The organism is Bacillus sp. 17RED48, assembly GCF_019837545.1.
Lineage (GTDB): Bacteria > Bacillota > Bacilli > Bacillales > Bacillaceae_G > Bacillus_A > Bacillus_A wiedmannii.
Genome location: NZ_JADAXG010000006.1, coordinates 139,313 through 161,376, shown reverse-complemented (window position 1 = coordinate 161,376; position 22,064 = coordinate 139,313). Strand labels below are relative to the sequence as shown.

The following is a 22,064-nucleotide window of genomic DNA, read 5'->3' as shown; positions in this document are numbered from 1 at the left end:
TCACATATGATTATGCGATTCGGATATGTTTCACATGCAATGGCACTCTGGGACTGCTCTCCTGCCAAAACGATGACATTTACAAGCTTTCAAAAGCTCAGTAAACAAGAACGAGAAGATAAATTGTACGATGTTACGAGGCAAAACCTTGAGCATACAATACGTATTCTTCATTACAATATAGCGCATGAAATTCCGTTATATCGTTTATCCTCTTCCATCGTCCCACTTGCAACACATCCCGAAGTCGAGTTTGATTATATCGGGGCATTTACACCGCTTTGGCGTAAAATCGGGGCATTAATTAAAGAACACAATTTACGAGTAAGCTTTCATCCAAATCAATTTACGCTATTTACAAGCGACAAGCCACATATTACAACTAACGCTATTACAGATATGGCCTATCATTATAAAGTATTAGATGCAATAGGAATTGCAGATTCTTCTTATATTAACATCCATGTAGGTGGTGCCTATGGAAATAAAGAACAAGCGGTTGGACGTTTCCATGAAAACATAAAAAAACTTCCTGCACATATAAAAGAGCAAATGACGCTTGAAAATGATGATAAAACATATACAACTGCTGAAACTTTATCGATTTGCCAAAAAGAAAAGATTCCATTCGTATTTGATTATCATCATCACATGGCAAACCTTTGCGAAGAACCGCTAGAAGTATTACTCCCTGCAATTTTTGAAACTTGGTCACATACAAATGTCCCTCCTAAAGTTCACATTTCCTCCCCTAAATCAAAAAAAGAATTTAGGGCTCACTCTGAATATATTGATTTAGAGTTTATTAAGCCTTTCTTACACATTGCAAAAAAAATCAACCATAATTTCGATATTATGATTGAAAGTAAACAAAAAGATTTAGCAATGCTGCAATTCATACATGAATTATCCTCTATAAGAGGGATAAAAAGAATAAATGGCTCAACATTACAATGGTAAATTGTAATGTTGAGCTATTTTTTTCAAAAAAAGTAATTTTTATAGTAAAAAACAACCTATTGTATATGCTATGATTGGAATTAGCATTTTCCACCTGCGATTCAACTTTATTGAAACGGAGCCATAATATGATTAATCAAAAAAAATATGTACACTTTGTCACGATGTATATAATTATATTTTCCCTTTGGATATTTCTTATCCCTAAGGACTTGAATATAAAAGAAATTGGAATTCTCTTCTTATTTTGTTTTGCTGCACTCTTTTCTTGCTATTGCTTATATAAAGCTATTAAGAAAATGAAGCGTAGTGATAAATTATTTTGGGTTTTATTACTCTGCACTTGCATATGCGGACTAACTATGGAAATAACTTTATTCCTTCATTCACTTTCTATATATGATCAAGTCATATTCTCATATAAGGCATTGCCCTTTTTCATCATACAATATATTTTGCTCTTTTCTGGGTTTGCTATCAAATTCATAAAACATTATTCTATTAGAGGCCTTGCTCAATTTTCATTCGATAGCATCTTTATTGTTATTATGAATATTTATTTTACCTTAACTTTTATTTTGGACCTCTCAAGCTTTCGTATGTTAACAACAGATCACTGGGTTTTAATTGGATACTTTATTGCACAAGCATTAGTAATTTACGCCGTTATTAGCCTATATAGACGAGAACAATATTCTGCTAGCAGAATTTCATTAATTATCGGTTTTACTATCATACTTGTGTACGGGTATATACATCTGTTCCAACTAAACATGGGGATGAAAACTTCTTCTGAAGTCTCTTATTTAGTACATACTGCTTCAATTTTATTAATTGGTTTATCTTCCATACTATACATTTTGGACAAACCAATGCAGCATGAAACGAAAACAAAGTATTATCGATTTGATTATGTGCGCTTTATATTACCCTATTTCAGTATAATCATTACTTTTTCCTTTATTCTTATTCAACCTTGGGATGATAAGTTCATGCTAATCGGTCTAGTATTATCACTCACCTTATTATTCCTACGACAACTTTACATGTGGAAAGATAATCAAGCACTAATCGATACATACGAACAGTTGACTACACAACTAGAAGGCAAAGTAGAAGAGGGTGCATCTGCGTTATCAAAGAGTGAACAACGCTATAAATCGTTATTCGAAGATCATCCTGATGCCGTTTTCTCTTTAAATATGGATGGTATTTTCCAACAATCTAATACAGCTTGTGAAAGCTTATTTACTGCCTACTATTGTGAAGTAGAAAGCTATTCTCTTCTACACTTTATTGACTCAAAAGACCATGATCTACTAAAGAAAGCTTTACAAATAACAAAAGAAGGTAGACCACAAACTTTAGAAGTTCGCACAAAAGAAAAAGAAGGCTATTACTATTACCTTCACGTTACACTCATCCCTACTTTCATAAACAAAGAAGTTGTTGGGATGTTCGGCATAGCACGTGATATTACAACTTTATATGAAAAACAAAAACAAGTAGAACATTTAGCCTTTCATGATGCACTGACTGGATTACCAAATCGCCGAAAGTTTGAAAAAGATTTAAAAAACATTTTAAATACAGCTCAAACTAGCGTGAATGATGTTGCCGTTATGTTCCTTGATTTAGATCGATTCAAAAAAATTAACGATAGACTTGGTCACGATGTCGGAGATCTATTATTAATTGAAGTAGCAAAAAGATTACGTGGTTGCTTGCGTTCAAAAGATATCGTTGCTCGCCAAGGTGGAGATGAGTTTACAATTCTATTACCAGATATGTACTCAGAAAAAAGTGCGGCTTTTATAGCTGAACAAATTTTAACCGTTTTAAACAAACCATTCTTCATTAAAGACGAAGAACTGTCTATTACACCGAGTATCGGAATTGCCATGTATCCTGATTACGGGACCGATGTTACTGAATTAATGAAAAATGCTGATATGGCTATGTATCGCGCGAAAGCAAATGGAAAAAACAGATTTTTTTTCTTCTCAAAAGAAATAAGTATCGCCCAAAATGAAATCCAATTCTTAGAAGGTGAACTTACAAAAGCATTACAACAAAATGAATTTTTCCTAGAATATCAGCCACAAGTAAGCACAAAAACAAAACAAATTATCGGTTTTGAAGCATTAATTCGTTGGAAGCACCCAAAACTCGGTATCGTGTCTCCTGCCCAATTCATTCCTCTAGCGGAGGAAACCGGATTTATTATTGAACTTGGAAATTGGATTTTACGTACCGCTTGCTTAGAGGCAAAAAGATGGCATAATCAAGGGTTTTCTCACTTAAAAGTTGGTGTGAATTTATCTGTTGTTCAATTTAACCATGCAGATTTAATCCCTACTATTTCAAAAGTGTTAGAAGAAACCGAACTAAAATCAGAAGCACTAGATATCGAAATCACAGAAAGTATCGCAATTAATCAAAATCAGTCTGTCATTTCCAAACTAGAACAGCTTCAAAATCTCGGTATTCAAATTTCAATCGATGACTTTGGAACTGGTTATAGTTCTTTAGCTTATTTAACAAAATATCCAATCAACACATTAAAAATTGCTCGAGAGTTTATTTGTGGAATTACAAATAGTCCTTTAGAGGAAGCGATTATCTCCTCCATCATTACACTATCTAAAGAACTAAATTTAGAAGTTATTGCAGAAGGTGTAGAGACGGAAGAACAATGGAAGTTTTTATATGAACAAAACTGTGACCACATTCAAGGATTCCTTATTAGCAAGCCTGTTTCTAGTAAAGACGTTTGGATGTTACTCCACAAAAAAACAACCGTCTAAGTAAGACGGTTGTTTTTTAGTACTCAAAAGGTACATCTGAAGCTAATTGTATCTCTTGATCATTATGAGAAATTACTTGATTTTTCTCTAAAACTGTATCTCCTAATGAAATACCCCATGCCATCGCTAACGTTAATAGACTACCAATAAGTAGTTTCTTCATATTCCATCACCCACATTTTTTCTTTAAATATATCATGAAAATTTATCCACATTTTATGCAATTATGCATATTTATTTTTTGGATTTTTTATTTCTTCATTTTTTTTATAATTGATTCTTTTAACGCATGGTTTCCTAATATATCGAAAAAGAAGCACGCTTTTTCGTAAGCATCTTCAATTTCTGCTCTATCACACTCTAGCTTTTCTAGGCATTCACCTTTTCGATAGTATAACTGTCCAATCAATGTCATACTATTAATTTGGCACGATAGTTCAATGGCTTTATTTGCGTGACAAAGCGCTTCTTCGTATTGATTGTCTAAGTATAATGCTTTTGCATGATTATGTCTCACCTTCACATCAAACTCTTTATTATCATGTAATGCCTCTAATTGTTTTAATATATTTTCAAATAACTCAATACTCTTCTTAAAATAGCCATTTTCAGCGTAAATATTTGCAATTGCGTTTTCAATATAAAGGTTCTGATATACATCTATCCCTGCCAATTGTTGATTAAGCAATTTCTTTAATTCTAAAATACAATATTCGTAATCGATTTTTTTCAATATGTAGGCAGCGACATAATATTGCCATTGAAGAAATTGCTGAAGCTCGGGATGATATTCTTCCTTTTTCAACTCATTCCATACTTTATTATAAATTTCTTTATATTTCTTTTGCTTACAAAGCATAATAATTCGATCTTTTAACTGCTTATTCCTCTCAATATCAGAATAAATGAGTACCTCATAAAAATGAATAATGGGAACTTGTAACTTTGCTGCAATACCTTGCAATATATCCATACTTGGGTATACTGCGCCCGATTCAATTCGGCTCACTTCCGATTGATGACATATGTTCTCGGATAACTGTTTTTGTGTTAATCCCCTCATTACCCTAATTTTTTTAATTTCACTTCCTAGTTTTTCTGCGTGCATACTTACTCACCATCCCATTATAACAATCTAATTTTTTGAGTTGTCATACCACTACAATAATGTGAATTCGACAATTTTTGATATGAAATAATGCATAATATATATAAAATTCGGCAAATTTTTCATAAAATTCATCTCACATACAATAATAGATTAAAAGTTTTATAGATAAATTATAGAAAACTTGCCCGTGCTTTTCTTTACATTCGGTCTTCTTTATCCTTTATCTGCAGAAGCTATTCACACCCAAGAATTAGACAGAAATGAAGTAAAAGTTGAAATTGCTCAGCCTGGTTTAACAATTGGAAAATTAACAGAACCTCAAAGTGATTCGAAAGAGAATATTGCTAAAAATATTTAAAAGGTGAGGTAAACGGGGCTAAAGCTCAACAAGAGCAAGTTACAACTGAAAAAAATATTGATTTTCAACCTACAAATAAAAAAACAAAAGAAAATCAAACCGAAGTTCGCCTTGCACAAACTTACAAAAATTATAAAGTATATGGCCAAGATCTTATTGTAAAAGTAGATAAAAATGGAGTAATTACAACTGTTAGTGGTAAAGTTGTCCAAAGTTTAGACCAACAACCTAATCTTACTATAACAAATTTTTTGTCGAAAAATGAAGTAAAATCTAAATTACGCGATATACTTTAAATTCCGAGCGATGCGACTGAGACAGAATTCTCTAACGAAACCGTTGTTTATAAGAAAAAAGAAGTTTACCACTCATAGGTAAACTTCTTTTCATATCCATCCCTTTTCTTCCGCAATTGTAATTGCCTCAATTCTATTTTTCGCATCTAGCTTCGTTAATACTTCAGAAATATAATTACGTACTGTACCAGGCGAAAGATAAAGTGCCTTCGCAATTTCATTTGCCGTCTTTCCTTCTTTCGCAAGTAGCAATACTTCTTTTTCACGATCTGATAACGGATTTTGCTCCTGCCATAAGCCGAACATTAAATCTTGAGAGATCTCTCGCTTTCCTTTCATTACATTACGAATCGATGCAGCTAAATCTTCACTTGGGCTATCTTTTAATAAATATCCGTGCACGCCAGCTTTCATTGCTCGTTCAAAATATCCAGGGCGTGCAAATGTTGTTAAAATCATTACTTTGCATGCTGATTTTTCTTTCTGTAACGTTTCCGCAACATCTAATCCGGTTTGAATTGGCATTTCAATATCCATAATGCTTACATCAGGTTGTAGCGATTCAATTAGTTTTAACGCTTCTTCCCCATTGGCAGCTTGTCCAATTACTTCAATATCATCTTCTAGATCAAGTAGGGCCCCTAATGCACCACGAAGCATCCGCTGATCTTCTGCAATAATAATTCGAATCATGCCCTCACCTCATCTTTTCCTGTTCTAATGACAACTGGTACTTTTACTATTAATAGTGTCCCTGGATTGATTGTGCCCAGTTCAACAAACCCATCAATAAGAGCGATGCGCTCTTTCATACCACGAATGCCATTTCCATCATGGTTTTGATCCGCTAAACCAATTCCATTATCTTCTACTGTCAAAATTAATTCACCTTGTGATTCTAGTACAGAAACTGTACAACGCGTCGCCTGACTATGCTTTACAACATTTGTCACAGCCTCACGTAAACACATTCCTAAAATATTTTGTTCAATGGGTGATAACGAACTTGCATTCGTTTCTTGTTTTATTGCTAATTCAATAGTAGCAGCTTGTAAGATCGCTTTTATTTGCTCAAGCTCTTCTTCCACTGTAATCATACGCATATCAGAAATTAATTCCCTTAACTGCTTTAAAGCGGTACGAGATGTTTGTGTAATTTCCTTTGCTTCCACACTTGCACGCTCCGGATTTTTTACAATTAACTTTTCCACGAGCTGACTTTTTAAAGTAATGAGTGATAACGTATGCCCTAACGTATCATGAAGATCTCTTGCAATCCGCTGCCGTTCTTCACGTTTTACTAAGTCTTTAATTTGCTCGTTTGCTTCGTTTAATTGATTTCTTAATATCTTTTTTTGATTAAAATTACGCATACCAAAAGGCGCAACAAGCATCAAAATAAGCATCGGGACAGTATTTATAAAGCTTGTAAATGAAAAACCCGCACCATATACAAATGTTATAAGCGTTACAACTAATAGGCCCAATAATATACGAAATATTTTTTTCGTCGGTGCGAACGCTATGGCGTTTGATGTAAAGAAGCATAAAAAAATAAGATACGGGCTATAGAAAAAACTAAATACTAAAGCAATAATCATTTGCATACAAGCCCACATTGCAAACATTTTTGTAACAAAATACAACTGCCGATATGCTAGTATAAACAGTATTAGCATACCAGCCCCAAACATTAACCTCGAACCTTCCTCTTGTACAAGTGCATAAATTGGGAATGCTAGATACACAAGCCACATATACGGGAAGAAACCCATATGTTTCGGAAAAATCTCAATCCTCTTCTTCTCTATCATTTATACCGCTTCCTGTCTTTTTCTTATATATATTGATACTACAACAAATATAAGGAAATAACCTCCTAATACCGCGATATTTTCCCAACCAACTGATTTCCCAGCTACAATATCCCATGCACCGCTCCCGAAGTGATATGTTGGTGTCCATTCACCAATCGTTCTTAATATTTTTGGGAATACTTCAATTGGCATCCATAGCCCGCCAATCACAGCTAGACTCATATTTAAAATATTCGCTAAACCCGCTGCTGCATCTGCCTTTTTAATAGAACCTATTACTGTTCCTAACGCTAAAAATGGTGTTACACCTAACAACAACCATAATCCAGCGCCAACCCATTGTCCTACTGTTAACTCGACATGATTAATTAATATTCCTGCGATAAAGATAACTAAGATTGAAAAAGCATTCACTACAGTTTGAGCGATGATTTTGGCTGTTATATATGCCCCCTCTGGAAGTGGTGTAATTTTTAACAAATGTGTCCACCCTTGCCCCTTTTCCTGAGAAATCCTTACACCGAAACTAAAAAGTGCCGTCCCTACAATACTAAATGTCGCCATTGAGATTAAATAATGCGCTTTCCAAGCATCTCCGTTTTGTGGCACTTGGATAACATTTGTGAAAATGTAGTAAAACATAACTGGCATTAGTAATGAGAAAAAGATAAACAATTTATTACGAAACGTACGTAAAATTTCTATTTTGCATTGCATCCATAAAGCTCTCATGCGATTCCCTCCTCCTGATTTGCGACAAACTGTTCAAATGCTTCATCAAGACTTCCACGTTCAACTGAAACATCTGTTACAGGTAAGTTCTTTTGATAAATCGCTTTTAAAGTTGCATCTGTATCTTCAGTTGTTAAAGTGAAGTGCCCTGCGTTTGACTGTACTTCTGTTACGTTTGGTAATTCTTTTAGTAATTTTGCAGGAATACTTTCCTTGGAATAAAACTTGATTGTTTTTCGCGAAATCGTCGCCTTCATCTCATCTGGTGTACCATCTGCGATAATCTTTCCATTCGCAAATAATAAAATGCGATTCGCCAATGCATCCGCTTCTTCTAAATAGTGCGTTGTTAAGATAATTGTTTTTCCTTCACTTGCTAACTTTCGAATTGTTTCCCAAAACGTTCTTCGAGACGTAATATCCATTCCAACTGTCGGCTCATCTAAAAATAACAAATCAGGATTTCCTGCAAGTGCAAGTGCAAAGTTTAACCTTCTTTTTTGCCCACCTGATAATTTCTCACATCTTTGCTTTCGCTCCGATTTTAAATTTGATAACTGTAGCAACGTTTCTTTCGCTACCGGATTCGTATAATAACTACGGAATAACTCAATTGCCTCTTCTACTGTAATACTATCAATCACACTTACTTCTTGTAGCATCGCACCGAGGCTATTACGAACATCTCTATGCTTGGGACTCTTTCCAAATATAGAAACAGTTCCTTCCGTCGGATCCTTTAATCCAAGCATCATCGACATCGTCGTCGTTTTCCCTGCACCATTCGGTCCAAGTAGTGCTACAATTTCTCCTTTATTCACATAAAATGAGACGTTATTTACTGCCTTTTTATATTTAAATGTTTTAGAAACACCATTTACTTCTATAATCTTTTCCATCTCTCCACCCCCGCTGTTTCTTATATTTACATTGTATGTGTTGGAAAACTTAGGAAACAGTATGATGCGTCATGACATCGATATGACAATTGTCATGTATTCCTTATGAGAGGAATCAACCTACATACCGCAAGCGAGTAGCAGGACGAAAATAAACATGATACAATCGGGTAAGATATATATTCGAGGAAGGACAGTGGTTTTCATGATTATTCGTAATGAACAAGATTTAGAAGGCTTACGAAAAATCGGCCGCATCGTTGCACTTGCACGTGAAGAAATGAAAAAAGAAGCGAAGCCAGGTATGACAACGAAAGAGCTTGATTTGATCGGTAAAAAAGTATTAGATGAGCATGGTGCTATTTCTGCACCTGAAAAAGAATATGATTTCCCAGGTGTAACTTGTATTAGTGTAAACGAAGAAGTTGCTCACGGTATTCCAGGAGATCGCGTATTAAAAGAAGGCGATTTAGTAAATGTCGACGTATCTGCTGCACTTGATGGCTATTATGCAGATACAGGTATTTCATTTGTACTTGGAGAAGATGAAGCAAAAGAAAAGCTTTGCCAAGCAGCGGTTGATGCATTTTGGGCAGCAATGAAAAAGGTGAAAGCTGGTTCCAAACAAAACCAAATTGGTCGTGCTGTTTCAAACTTTGCACATAAAAATGGATATAATGTGATTCAAAACTTAACTGGTCACGGTATTGGTCTTAGCTTACACGAAGCACCAAACCACATTTTAAGCTACTTTGACCCAATGGATAATGCGCTTCTAAAAGACGGTCTTGTTATCGCTGTAGAACCATTCATTTCTATGAAAGCTGATCACATTATCGAACGTGGCGATGATGGTTGGACATTCGTTACACCTGATAAAAGCCTTGTTGCACAATGTGAACATACAGTTGTCGTAACGCGCGGCGAGCCGATAATCTTAACAGAAATATAAAATTAAAAATGACCGTTTTTTAGAATTTTTCTACTAAAACGGTCATTTTTAATTTTTGGAAAATATTTGTTAAACTGCTGTTGAACTCTTTAACATTTAAGTATATAATCTTTAGCGAAGGTTACTTCAGCTTATCTTTACTAAAAAGATATTGTAGCTAAGGAGGAAAACACCTTCTTTTTTATTGTTTAAACAGTATCAAAAATGACCGTAGTAACGGATTAGTCGAATATTCTGTAATTCTTATATTCCTCTAACAATGTAAGAAACTATCGTCTTTCAACTTCGGTCCACTAATCGTACAACTCTCTTTAGACAAAATAGATGACTATTTTCAAAGTACATATTGTCTTCATTCTGACCAAAAACAACCCTATCTAGATTTTTATTTCCACATAACTTTAAGGCAAAAATAAGCCTTCACAAGGGGATACACTACCTTGGTTAGTATGTATCGTAAAACTTACCTTTATAACCATTCTTTTTTACTAGATATACATGAAAACTATCTCACATATAAAGGTCTGATATCATTCTTTATATCAGTATTTTTTTCGACATTTTTTGTCGAATTGTGTATATTTCCAAATAACTGTGTAAATATACATTTTGTTTTACGTTAAATAATATTACTTTGAACATAATCCAGTTTGTCTGAGAACGCGTATAGAAACGGAGGGATAGCAAAAACAAATAGCTTATAACAAATACTTTTAATATTCCATTTGTTCATGTGGAATAAGTCCCCAATGGACAAATGAATGTTCAGAGGAGGAAAAATGAAAAAACTTTTCAATGTATGTTTAATTGTATTCGTACTATTTTCGCAACTTGCTAGTTTTCCATACAATCAAGTAAAAGCGGAAACCTTAACAGGAGATTCCTTATTTGACACTGTTGAAATGAAAGATGCAACGAATCATATTATTGACGAAGCAAAAAATCCTACCAACTTAATAAAGATAGGATCAACCATTCAATTAGAATACGCTTGGTCAATAAAGGATCAACAAGTTGCACATGCAAATGATACAGCAGTAGTTCAAATACCACTTGCATTAAAAGTATCTAAAGATTTGCAAGGGGATTTAGTAACAGATCAAAAAAATATTGGTCAATATTTTATAACAGCTAAAGATAATAAATTAAAATTAATATTTAATGATCAAGTAGAAAATTTGAAAGACGCTAAAGGAAAAATTAAAGTTGATACCGTGTTTAACTCAACTTTAAAAACTGGAGAAAAATCAGTTCAAATCGCTTTTCCTTTAGGAACAATGGTTCAGCCTATATCAGTTCCTGTTCAGGTAGAAGACTCTAAAGAAGATGGCACCAAACAGGATACTAATAAACAAACGCAAGATCCAGTAGCTAAACCTGTTACTGACAATCCGGAGCAAGATCCAGCAACTAAGCCTGTTACTGATAATCCGGAACAAAACACAGCAACTAAACCTGTTACTGACAATCCGGAACAAAACACAGCAACTAAACCTGTTACTGATAATCCGGAACAAAGCACAGCAACTAAACCTGTTACTGATAATCCAGAACAAAACCCAGCAGCTAAAATTGCTACTGACAATCCAGAACGAAAGCTAGCAAGCGACCCTGCTGAAAATACAAATTCAGGTCCAAAGCAAATAACAACAAACATTTTAACCGGTGTAAAGTTGACGGATAAAGACGGAAAACCATTTACAGAGGATAACCGTCCAAGTACAGATTCCCCTGCCAATATTGAATTTACATGGGAGCTTTTAAAATCAATGAATGTGAAAAGCGGAGATTACTATATCTTTGATCTTCCTAAACATTTTAAGATTTACAATACAATTAACAGTCCTTTATATGATAGTGAAAACAATCAAATTGGTAATTTTACTGTTACAAAAGACGGAAAAGTCACGATGACATTCAACGATTATGTTGAAGAGCATCCAGATGTTGCTGGTAACCTACAATTAAAGACAGAATTTAATAAAGCTGAAATTAAAGGTACAACAACACAAGAAATTCCTTTCCCAATTAAAGATAAGGATGTTTCTATTACAGTTGACTTTAAGCCTAATGTACAAACAGCTACGAATAAAAAAGGGTTACCTGATAGACCAATTAATACAAATGAAATTAATTGGAAAGTAGAGATGAACAAAACGAAAGACACCCTTAAAAATGCTGTTTTTAAAGATAACATCCCACAAGGTACAAGCTTAAATAAAGATTCTATTAAAGTTTATTATTTAGAAGTTGATGTTAATGGGAATGTAACGCGTGGTACAGAAGCTGAGCCAACAGATTACAATATTATTTCATCAGATGGATCCAAATTGGAGATTGCTTTTAAAGATTCTATCAATAGAGCATATCAAATCGAATATGCCACAAAAATTACTGATGAAAATATTAAAAGTTTCCGAAATAACGTTACGATAACGAGTGATAATCAAAAGCAACAAAACGCAAGCTCTACTGTAACGGTTTCTCGTGGTACACACTTAAATAAAACAAGTAAATATGATCCAAAAACGCAAACAATTGAGTGGACAATTACTTACAATGGTGATCAAAGAGAAATCAAAAAAGCAGATGCGATTTTAAAAGATATTTTTGACGATACACACGAACTAGATGCAAATTCTATTGTTGTGAAAAACGCTTCATATAATGAAAAGGGAACGCTTGTAACAGGAGACGCTGTTAATAATTACACTGTAAGTAACAAGAAGAATGGATTCGATTTACAGTTTAATGATGATATTAATAGTGCTTATGTGATTACCTATAAAACCAAGCCAACTAATAAAGTTATAGAAGATGGAAAAGTAAAAAATAAAGTTACAGCTGATAATGATTCAAGTAAAGAAAATGAAGCTAGCTTCAAGCAGCAAAATATTATTAAATCTAATAATAAAGCTGAAACAAATTATAAAGACAAAACAACAACTTGGACAATTATAGTAAATAATAACAACTATCCATTAAACAACGCGATCATTACGGACACCTTTGATCATGGTGGATTACAATTAAAAGATAAAAAACTAGAAATTAAAGACGGAAATTATACCCTTCAAGCTGGGACTGACTATGTTTTAGATGCAACAGATAAAGGCTTCAAAATTACTCTTATAGGTACATATCAGTCTAATATGACAAAGACACTAGTCGTAAAATATACGACAGACTTTGATTATACAAAGCTAGAAAGTGGTAAAACTTCATTTAAAAATACAGGTAACCTATCTTGGATAGATACGGATTCTAAGCCACAATCAAATAAAGTTGAAGCTAATTTCGATCCTGATACTTTCACAAAGGCAAATGGTTATAAATACGGTTCTTATAACGCCCAAACGAAGGAAATTACTTGGATAATAGGCTTTAACTATAATAATGTTGAGATTAAAGATCCTTATGTTATAGACGTAATACAAGATAAACAAAAGTTAGTTCCTGGATCCATTGAAGTGCGCGATATGATTTTAAATGGAAATCCTGATAATGCACAACCTGGTAATGCTGTACCAACTGAGAAATATGAACTTGAAGAACCTACAGAGAAAAATAAAAACACCCTAAAGGTTCATTTCAAACAATCAATTAATTCACCTTACTATATTATCTTTAAAACAAGCCTTGATGGTGAACTTATCCAAGGCACCTACAAAAACGAGGCAGATTTAAAAGATGGCTCTAAAATTGTTAACACCCTTACAGGTGACACTCAAGTAAATAAAGGTGGCAGCTTCGTTACTAAAAAAGCTGTGCAAGACGACAACTATATTAATTGGAGTATCGCAATTAACGAAAGCCAATCAACCATTGCAGATGCGGTTGTAACAGATGACCCAACCGAAAATCAGGTAATTGTAGAAGATTCATTCCACTTATATCCTACAACTGTTGATCCATATGGAAATTTAACAAAAGATACAGTAAACGAATTAAAAGAAGGAACAGACTATAAACTCAAAATAACAACAGACAATAATACTGGAAAGCAACATTTCGAAATTGCCTTCTTGAAAAAAATTGATCGAGCTTATATTTTAGAATATCGCTCACTTATTAATGCAGACGATAAAGAGAAAGTAAGTAATAAAGCGAAAATCACAGGCAATAAGTTGACAGTTAAAAACACAGAAACTACTGAAACGATTGAAGTGAGAATGTCTTCTGGTTCAGGCGGAGGATCTGCTACCAAAGGTCGTGGAAACCTTGAAATTATAAAGGTAGATAACGACAATAAGAACGTACTATTAGCTGGGACAGAATTTACTTTATACGATCGTACAGGTAAAACTGTTATCCGTAAAATTACAACAGACAAAGACGGTATCGCTAAATTTAATAATTTAAAACGCGATAAATATTTATTAAAAGAAACAAAGGCTCCTGAAGGCTATGTAATTAGCTGGGATTTAAAACAAGGGAAAATTGTTGAACTTGGTACACAAGAGACTACAACATATAAACTTGCAAATAAGAAGTTTGTCGGGAAAGTAGTTTTAACAAAATCTGATGACCTGAACAAAAACGCAACACTACAAGGCGCCGTTTTCACACTACTAGATAAAGACAAAAAAGTAATTCCAGAACATGAAGAATTAACAACAAATAATAACGGACAAATTATTATAGATAAACTAAAACCAGGAACTTACTACTTACAAGAAACGAAGGCTCCTGAGCATTATCAATTAGATAGTAAACTTATTACGTTTACTATCTCTGAAGATCAAACAACAGTAGTAAACCGAACTGCGACAAATATTTTAACTAAAGGATCTGCTCTTTTAACAAAAGTGGATAATTATAATAAAACTTTAGCAGGGGCAGAGTTTACTGTTCAGGATCGCAACGGAAAAAATATTCCTGGATATGAGAAATTAACAACAAATGAACATGGACAAATAGAAGCAAAAGATTTACGTCCGGGTAAATACCAGTTTGTCGAAACAAAAGCTCCTGAGCATTATGAATTAGACAAAACGCCTATTCTATTTGAAATAGAAAAAAGCCAAACTACAGCCGCTTCTATTACAGCAAAAAACGCTTTAATTAAAGGTGGCGTTACGTTAACAAAAGTGGATGATATTGATGGCACTACCCTTGAAGGTGCGGTATTCAAAATTGTTAACGACAAAAATGAAGATGTCCGTACAAACTTAAAAACAGAAAAAGATGGAACTTTGACCGTTAAAGATTTAGATCCTGGTGATTATCAATTTATTGAAACAACACCACCTAAATACTATGACTTAAATAAAGAACCAATTCCGTTTACAATTGAGAAAAGTCAAACAAGCATTATCTCAATTACTGCAAAAAACAGTTTAACAACAGGTGCTGTTGAGCTATTAAAAGTCGACGAATTTGATAAAAAGACTCTTCTTGCTGGAGCTATGTTCAAAATCGTGAATGATAAGAACGAAGACGTTCGTACAGAATTAACTACCGATACAAACGGAACTGTTAAAGCTTCTGACTTACGTCCAGGCAAATACAAATTTATTGAAACGAAAGCTCCTGAACATTATGAACTGCGATCAACACCAATTGAATTTACAATTGAGAAAGGTCAAAAAACACCGATTGTTATTACAGCTGAAAATGGTCTATTACCAGGCGATGTTGAACTAACAAAACTCGATGATACTGATGGCACTGCACTTATAGGTGCCGTATTCAAAATTGTTAATAACAAAAATGAAGATGTCCGTACAGAATTAGTTACGAATCAGGAAGGTAAAATTATTGCTACTGGTTTACGTCCAGGTAACTATAAATTTATCGAAATGAAAGCTCCTGAGCATTATACCTTAAATAAAACACCGATTGAATTTACAATTAAGGAGAGCCAATCGACTGCTATTAACGTTACAGCTACTAATAGCTTAATAAAAGGCGGTATTGAATTAACAAAAGTTGATTCTGTAAATGCTAAGGAAACCCTTGAAGGTGCAGTATTTAAAATTGTTAATGACAAAGGTGAGGATGTTCGTACGGAACTTACTACTGATAAAGACGGTAAATTAGTAGTACAAGACTTACGTCCGGGTAATTATAAGCTAATCGAGACGAAGGCTCCTACTTATTACGATGTAAATGAAGAGCCAATCGAATTTACGATTGAAAAGAGTCAACAAAAACTCATCCCTATTACTTTCAAAAATAGTTTGACGAAAGGAAAGGTCAAATTAATTAAAGAAGATGACCTGGAGAGCGCGAAAGCTCTTGCTGGCGCTGTATTCACATTACAAGACGCAACTGGCAAAGAAATTATGAAAGATTTAACAACAGATGCACACGGAGTATTAGTCATCCCTGATTTAGCACCAGGTGATTATCAATTTATTGAAGTGAAAGCTCCTGAACATTATAAATTAGATCAAACACCTATTAAGTTCACAATTAAAAAAGGTAGTAAGGAAGATCTTCCTATCCCTGTTACTGTAAAAAACAGTTTACTTACAGGTGGCGTCACTTTAACAAAAGTTGATGATGTTGATGGCACTACTCTTGAAGGTGCAGAATTTATAATCGTTGACGCTCATGATACTAAAAAGGTAATTCGCAAAGGTTTAACGACTGATAAAAACGGTAAAATTACTGCTTCTGATTTACGTCCTGGAGACTATCAATTTGTTGAAGTAAAAGCTCCAAAAGACTATACCTTAAGCAAAGAGCCTATTCCGTTCACTATCGAAAAAAGTCAAAAAGAGAATATTACTGTTACTGCTACTAACAGTTTAAAGAAAGGTGCAGTAACATTAACAAAAATCGATGACATCGATCGTACGATGCTCGAAGGTGCAATCTTTAAGATTGTTGATATGGACGGTAAGGAAGTTCATACGAATCTTGTTACAGATAAAAATGGAAAAATTTCCGTTTCTGATTTACGCCCTGGAGACTATCAGTTCATTGAAACAAAAGCTCCTGAGCACTATGTATTAGAAGAAACACAAATTCCATTTACAATTGAAAGAAGTCAAACGAAAGAGATCAATGTTACAGGTAAAAATGCTTTGAAAAAAGGTAGCGTTGAACTAACAAAGATTGACGATATTGATATAAATACAAAACTTGCTAACGCCGTATTTAATTTATTAGATGCAGACGGAGAGCTAGTTGAAGAAGGCTTAAAAACAAATGATGAAGGTAAAATTGTTGTTGAAAATCTACGTCCTGGTACGTATCAATTCGTTGAAACAATTGCTCCTGAACATTACGATTTAGATAAAACACCGATTGAATTTACAATTAAGAAAAGCCAAACTGAAACTCTTCACGTTACGGCTAAAAACGCTCTAACAAAAGGTGCAGTGGAACTTTCTAAAGTAGATGACATCGATGACACTAAACTTGAAGGCGCAGTATTTAACATTGTTGATATGAAGGGTACTGTAATTCATAAAGGCCTTGTTACAAATGGTAAAGGGAAGATCGAAATTAACGACCTACGTCCTGGTGATTACCAATTCATCGAAACGAAAGCTCCTAAGCATTACGTTTTAGATGAAACACCAATCAATTTCACTATTGAAAAAGGACAGAAAAAAACTATTTCTTTAACTGCTAAAAATAGTTTAAAACAAGGTAGTATCGAATTAATTAAAGTTGATGATTTAAACGATCAAACAAAACTTGCCGATGCTGTGTTTAATTTACTAGATCAAAACGGGAAAGTACTTAAAACGGATTTAAAAACGAACAGTGAAGGAAAAATCATTGTTGAAAACTTACGTCCTGGTACGTATCAATTTGTCGAAACAACGGCTCCTAAACATTATGATTTAGACAAAAAGCCAATTGTAGTTACAGTTGAAAAAAGCCAGAAAGATATTGCTACTATTACTATGAAAAATAGTTTAACAAAAGGCGGCGTGGACCTTACTAAAGTGGACGACGTCGATGGTACTACTCTTGAAGGCGCAGTATTTAACATTGTTGATATGAAGGGTACTGTAATTCGCGAGAAGCTTACTACAAATTCAAGAGGTAAAATTAACGTTTCTGACTTACGTCCGGGTGATTATCAATTCATCGAAACAACGGCTCCGAAACACTACGATTTAAACAAAGAGCCAATTCCATTCACAATCACAAAGAGCCAAGCTGAGCCTATCTCTGTTACAGCTACAAATAGCTTAACGAAAGGCACTGTGGAGCTTTCTAAAGTGGATGATGTTGATGGTACCGCTCTTAAAGATGCGATATTTAAAATTACTGATATGAATGGTAATGACATTCGCACTGAGCTTACAACAGATGTACATGGAAAAATCTCTGTTCCTGATTTACGTCCAGGGGACTATCAGTTTATTGAAACGAAAGCTCCTGAACATTATAAATTAGACAGTACACCGCTTAAATTTACAATTAATAAAAGCCAAGCAGAGAAGCTACAAGTCACTGCCACTAACAGCTTAATTGAAGGTGCGGTAGAGTTAATTAAAGTTGATGATATAAATCCAGACACAAAACTTTCTGATGCGGTATTTAACATCATTGATGCGAAAGGTAAAGTTGTTCGCACGGATTTAACTACTGATAAAGACGGGACAGTTTCTGCTTTTAATTTACGTCCAGGAGATTATCAATTCGTTGAAACGAAAGCTCCAAAAGATTATGATTTAAATAAAAAGCCGATTCCTTTCACTATCGAGAAAAGCCAGCCAACTCATATTTCTGTTACTGCTAAAAATGGCTTAACTAAGGGTGGCGTGGAATTAACGAAAGTTGACTCTTTAGATGCGAAAGAAACGCTGGAAGGTGCGGTATTTAAAATTACTGATATGAACGGTAACGACATTCGTACGAATTTAGTTACCAATAAAGACGGAAAAATCATCGCTAAAGACTTACAACCTGGAGACTATCAATTTATTGAAACGAAAGCTCCGAAACATTATGAATTAAATGAAGATCCAATTAAGTTCACAATTGAAAGAAGTCAAACAAAACATGTCTTCGTTACAGCTACTAACAGCTTAACGAAAGGTAGTGTGGAGTTAATTAAAGTTGACGACATTGAAGAAAACACAACACTTGAAGGTGCAGTATTTAAAATTGTTAATAAGGATGGACACGACGTCCGTACTGATTTAACTACTGATAAAAACGGCCGTTTAGTTGTGGATGAATTACCACCAGGAGACTATGAGTTTATCGAAACAAAGGCTCCTAATCACTATGACTTAAACGAAACACCTATTAAGTTCACAGTTAAAAAAGGACAAGAAAAAATCGCTTCCGTTACTGCTACGAATAGCTTAACGAAAGGCGCGGTTGAACTTTCTAAAGTGGATGACGTTGACGGTTCGGTCCTTAAAGATGCAGTATTTAAAATCGTCGATATGAACGGGCACGACGTTCGTTCTAATTTAACTACTGATAAAGATGGAAAAATTTCTGTTTCTGATTTACGTCCTGGGGACTATCAGTTTATTGAAACGAAAGCCCCTACTGGATACGATTTAAGTGCTAAGCCAATTCCTTTCACAATTACGAAAGGACAATCTCAAGTTACTTCTGTTACAGCTTTAAATAGTTTAACAACAGGTTCAATGGAGTTAACTAAAATTGATATTGATCACCATGGAACACTTGAAGGTGCCATTTTCAATATTTTAGATCACGACGGAAAAGTAGTACGAGAAGGTCTACAAACAGACGGGCATGGTAAATTAATCGTAAATGATTTGAAACCTGGTAATTATCAATTAGTGGAAACAAAGGCTCCTACAGGCTATCAATTAAATGCATCACCAATAAACTTTACAATTGAAAAAGCTCAAGCTACACCACTACAAATTACAGTTTCAAATAAAAAAATCGATTCTTCATCAGGTGGAGATGATAAACCGATTACTCCTCCTAATAAAGAAGAGGAAACAGGTAAAGAAACTTCTGAAGAACTAGAAAAAGGAAATCCTGACACACATGGTAAAGAAACTTCCGAAGAACTAGAAAAAGGAAATCCTGACACACATGGTAAAGGAACTTCTGAAGAACTAGAAAAAGAAAACCCTGAAACACAAATAAACAAACAGCAAGATGACCGAAATAAGGGTAAAGAACTTCCAAATACAGGTCACAAAAATGATCCTACTCAAACAGTAGGCATCTTACTTCTACTAGCTGGTTTGTTAAGTATTTTAGCTACAAAACGAAAAAAATATTATTAATAGTTTTTCACACCTAATCAAATGAACATTTGATTAGGTGTTTTTTTATGCAAAAAAGGACGATACATAGAGTATCGTCCTTTTAACGGGGTGAGGCTGCCCAAAAGTACGGAAAACCTTTGAACAGCCTCGTATTTTCATATGGATGCCTTACATATATCACTGATAATAAGTATGAAATGCGGAAACATATTTATCATCACATGATTCAAACATGAGAAAAGAAACCCTATAGGATTCTTTTCTCTACATAATCTAAAGTTTGGGTACACTAGATTCATGCAATGTAGGAGCTTTCCAATCAGAAAGCGAACCTTCATTTAAAATGATAGCATACATATCTCCGTCAAAAATATGCAAATATGCATATAGAGTTTTTTATTTATCGATGTCAGAATATTGAAAAATAAAGAAGATAAAGATAAAATAAAGTCATTATCCGTCTTCTTTTGTCAGTCAGAGAGAATAGAAGAATAGGAGAGGAAAAAATGAAAAAATCTTTGAAACAAAAAATAGTAAGCTCTTTGCTTGCTGTATCACTCGCTGTTAGCTTAGCTCCAATTGGACAAGCCAAAGCTGATTCCACGTCAGAAATCACACAGACTTCACCTATCACAAAACAAGTTGATGCAAGCCGCGCCATCGAACACATCCGTTTCTTATCCGAAACAATTGGTCCTCGCCCTGGTGGGACGAAATCAGAAGAATGGGCTTCTCGCTACGTTGGTATGCAGCTTAAATCAATGGGCTATGAAGTAGAATATCAACCATTTCAAGTGCCGGATCAATACGTTGGATTTATTGAATCACCATTATCCACAAAACGTAATTGGCAAGTCGGCGCTGCCCCTAACGCACTAATTTCTACAGAAGCTGTTACAGCTCCTCTTATCTTTGTTCAAGGTGGAACAAAATTAGAGGATATCCCAAATGAAGTAAACGGAAAAATTGTTCTGTTTGAAAGAGGAATAACAGTCGCAGACTATAATAAACAAGTTGAAAATGCTGTTAGCAAAGGAGCAAAAGGTGTCCTTTTATACAGTTTAATTGGCGGACGTGGAAATTATGGACAAACCTTCAATCCCCGCCTAACGAAAAAGCAGTCTATCCCTGTCTTTGGTCTTGCTTATGCGCAAGGAAATGCATTTAAAGAGGAAATCACTAAAAAAGGGACCACTCTTCTTTCTCTAAAAGCGAGACATGAATCTAGCTTAACATCACTTAATGTCATCGCTAAAAAGAAACCAAAAAACAGCACAGGTAATGAAAAAGCTGTCGTTGTAAGTTCGCACTATGATAGTGTCGTTGGAGCACCTGGAGCAAACGATAATGCTTCTGGTACAGGGTTAGTATTAGAACTGGCTCGTGCTTTTCAAAATGTAGAAACTGATAAAGAAATTCGTTTTATTGCTTTCGGTTCTGAAGAGACTGGCTTACTTGGCTCCGATTATTACGTTAATAGTCTATCCCAAAAAGAACGCGATCGAATTTTAGGTGTCTTTAACGCAGACATGGTTGCAACAAATTACGATAAAGCAAAGAATTTATATGCTATGACCCCTAACGGTTCTCCAAACCTTGTAACAGACGCAGCCTTACAAGCAGGTAAACAATTAAATAATGACCTCATACTACAAGGTAAATTCGGCTCTAGTGATCACGTACCATTTGCTGAAGTTGGTATTCCTGCCGCCCTATTTATTTGGATGGGTGTCGATAGTTGGAATCCATTAATCTATCATATTGAGAAGGTATACCATACGCCTCAAGATAATGTGTTAGAAAACATTTCGCCTGAACGTATGAAAATGGCATTAGAAGTTATCGGGACAGGAGTTTATAATACACTTCAAAAATCTGTTGCTCAAACTGAACAGAAAGCTGCTTAATCATTTAAAAGACCACTGATTTTTATCAGTGGTCTTTTATTGAGAAA

The 22,064-nt window shown here is 34.5% G+C and carries 12 protein-coding genes and 1 pseudogene; 7 read left to right on the top strand and 6 right to left on the bottom strand.

Annotated elements, in window-relative coordinates:
- Window positions 1-6: 6 nt before the first annotated feature.
- Both uvsE and ILT06_RS22220 read left to right on the top strand, forming a co-directional pair.
- Window positions 7-960 carry a UV DNA damage repair endonuclease UvsE gene (uvsE, locus tag ILT06_RS22225; RefSeq protein WP_098101709.1) on the top strand — a complete coding sequence of 318 codons (954 nt, stop codon included), beginning with the start codon at window positions 7-9 and terminating at the stop codon, window positions 958-960.
- 128 nt (window positions 961-1,088) lie between these two features.
- The gene (locus tag ILT06_RS22220; RefSeq protein WP_222655557.1) at window positions 1,089-3,767 is read left to right on the top strand and encodes a DUF4084 domain-containing protein; all 2,679 of its coding nucleotides are present in this window, start codon (window positions 1,089-1,091) and stop codon (window positions 3,765-3,767) included.
- Window positions 3,768-3,783: 16 nt separating this feature from the next.
- On the opposite strand, the gene papR is transcribed toward ILT06_RS22220, so the two are convergent.
- Together papR and plcR are read right to left on the bottom strand one after the other, a co-directional pair.
- Complete coding sequence (papR, locus tag ILT06_RS22215; RefSeq protein ID WP_071724825.1) at window positions 3,784-3,930, bottom strand: quorum-sensing peptide PapR; 147 nt, start codon at window positions 3,928-3,930, stop codon at window positions 3,784-3,786.
- Between the two features lie 87 nt (window positions 3,931-4,017).
- A complete protein-coding gene (plcR, locus tag ILT06_RS22210) occupies window positions 4,018-4,875 on the bottom strand; it encodes a transcriptional regulator PlcR (protein WP_098101711.1) in 858 nt (285 codons plus the stop codon).
- Between the two features lie 190 nt (window positions 4,876-5,065).
- Here plcR and ILT06_RS32945 point away from each other — a divergent pair, with 190 nt between their 5' ends.
- A complete protein-coding gene (locus ILT06_RS32945; protein ID WP_306461235.1) occupies window positions 5,066-5,236 on the top strand; it encodes a hypothetical protein in 171 nt (56 codons plus the stop codon).
- A 56-nt stretch (window positions 5,237-5,292) separates the two neighbouring features.
- Window positions 5,293-5,610 (top strand): annotated as a pseudogene (locus ILT06_RS32940) (bacillolysin).
- Window positions 5,611-5,622: 12 nt separating this feature from the next.
- On the opposite strand, the gene ILT06_RS22195 reads toward ILT06_RS32940, so the two are convergent.
- From ILT06_RS22195 to ILT06_RS22180, 4 genes are read right to left on the bottom strand one after another with little or no spacing between them, the layout of a single operon-like run.
- Complete coding sequence (locus ILT06_RS22195) at window positions 5,623-6,225, bottom strand: response regulator transcription factor (RefSeq protein ID WP_098101712.1); 603 nt, start codon at window positions 6,223-6,225, stop codon at window positions 5,623-5,625.
- The gene (locus ILT06_RS22190; protein WP_064476088.1) at window positions 6,222-7,346 is read right to left on the bottom strand and encodes a sensor histidine kinase; all 1,125 of its coding nucleotides are present in this window, start codon (window positions 7,344-7,346) and stop codon (window positions 6,222-6,224) included. The genes ILT06_RS22195 and ILT06_RS22190 overlap by 4 nt, the downstream gene beginning before the upstream one ends.
- Window positions 7,347-8,081, bottom strand: a complete 735-nt coding sequence (locus ILT06_RS22185; protein ID WP_064476087.1) for an ABC transporter permease — start codon at window positions 8,079-8,081, stop codon at window positions 7,347-7,349.
- Complete coding sequence (locus ILT06_RS22180) at window positions 8,078-8,980, bottom strand: ABC transporter ATP-binding protein (RefSeq protein WP_098101714.1); 903 nt, start codon at window positions 8,978-8,980, stop codon at window positions 8,078-8,080. The genes ILT06_RS22185 and ILT06_RS22180 overlap by 4 nt, the downstream gene beginning before the upstream one ends.
- 157 nt (window positions 8,981-9,137) lie before the next feature.
- On the opposite strand from ILT06_RS22180, the gene map reads away from it, so the two are divergent.
- From map to ILT06_RS22165, 3 genes are all read left to right on the top strand, one after another.
- Window positions 9,138-9,932, top strand: a complete 795-nt coding sequence (gene map, locus ILT06_RS22175) for a type I methionyl aminopeptidase (RefSeq protein WP_002096176.1) — start codon at window positions 9,138-9,140, stop codon at window positions 9,930-9,932.
- A gap of 779 nt (window positions 9,933-10,711) precedes the next feature.
- Window positions 10,712-20,128, top strand: coding sequence for a SpaA isopeptide-forming pilin-related protein (locus ILT06_RS22170; protein WP_222655556.1), 9,417 nt, complete (start codon window positions 10,712-10,714; stop codon window positions 20,126-20,128).
- A 488-nt stretch (window positions 20,129-20,616) separates the two neighbouring features.
- Window positions 20,617-22,017, top strand: a complete 1,401-nt coding sequence (locus ILT06_RS22165; protein WP_064476084.1) for a M28 family metallopeptidase — start codon at window positions 20,617-20,619, stop codon at window positions 22,015-22,017.
- Window positions 22,018-22,064: the final 47 nt, after the last annotated feature.

Bases quoted from the DNA above. Each gene is read 5' to 3' on its own strand.
- map (WP_002096176.1), top strand. From the start codon at position 9,138: ATGATACAATCGGGTAAGATATATATTCGAGGAAGGACAGTGGTTTTC.
- uvsE (WP_098101709.1), top strand. From the start codon at position 7: ATGATTATGCGATTCGGATATGTTTCACATGCAATGGCACTCTGGGAC.
- ILT06_RS22165 (WP_064476084.1), top strand. From the start codon at position 20,617: ATGAAAAAATCTTTGAAACAAAAAATAGTAAGCTCTTTGCTTGCTGTA.
- ILT06_RS22190 (WP_064476088.1), bottom strand. From the start codon at position 7,346: ATGATAGAGAAGAAGAGGATTGAGATTTTTCCGAAACATATGGGTTTC.
- papR (WP_071724825.1), bottom strand. From the start codon at position 3,930: ATGAAGAAACTACTTATTGGTAGTCTATTAACGTTAGCGATGGCATGG.
- ILT06_RS22185 (WP_064476087.1), bottom strand. From the start codon at position 8,081: ATGAGAGCTTTATGGATGCAATGCAAAATAGAAATTTTACGTACGTTT.
- ILT06_RS22220 (WP_222655557.1), top strand. From the start codon at position 1,089: ATGATTAATCAAAAAAAATATGTACACTTTGTCACGATGTATATAATT.
- ILT06_RS22180 (WP_098101714.1), bottom strand. From the start codon at position 8,980: ATGGAAAAGATTATAGAAGTAAATGGTGTTTCTAAAACATTTAAATAT.
- ILT06_RS22195 (WP_098101712.1), bottom strand. From the start codon at position 6,225: ATGATTCGAATTATTATTGCAGAAGATCAGCGGATGCTTCGTGGTGCA.
- ILT06_RS22170 (WP_222655556.1), top strand. From the start codon at position 10,712: ATGAAAAAACTTTTCAATGTATGTTTAATTGTATTCGTACTATTTTCG.
- plcR (WP_098101711.1), bottom strand. From the start codon at position 4,875: ATGCACGCAGAAAAACTAGGAAGTGAAATTAAAAAAATTAGGGTAATG.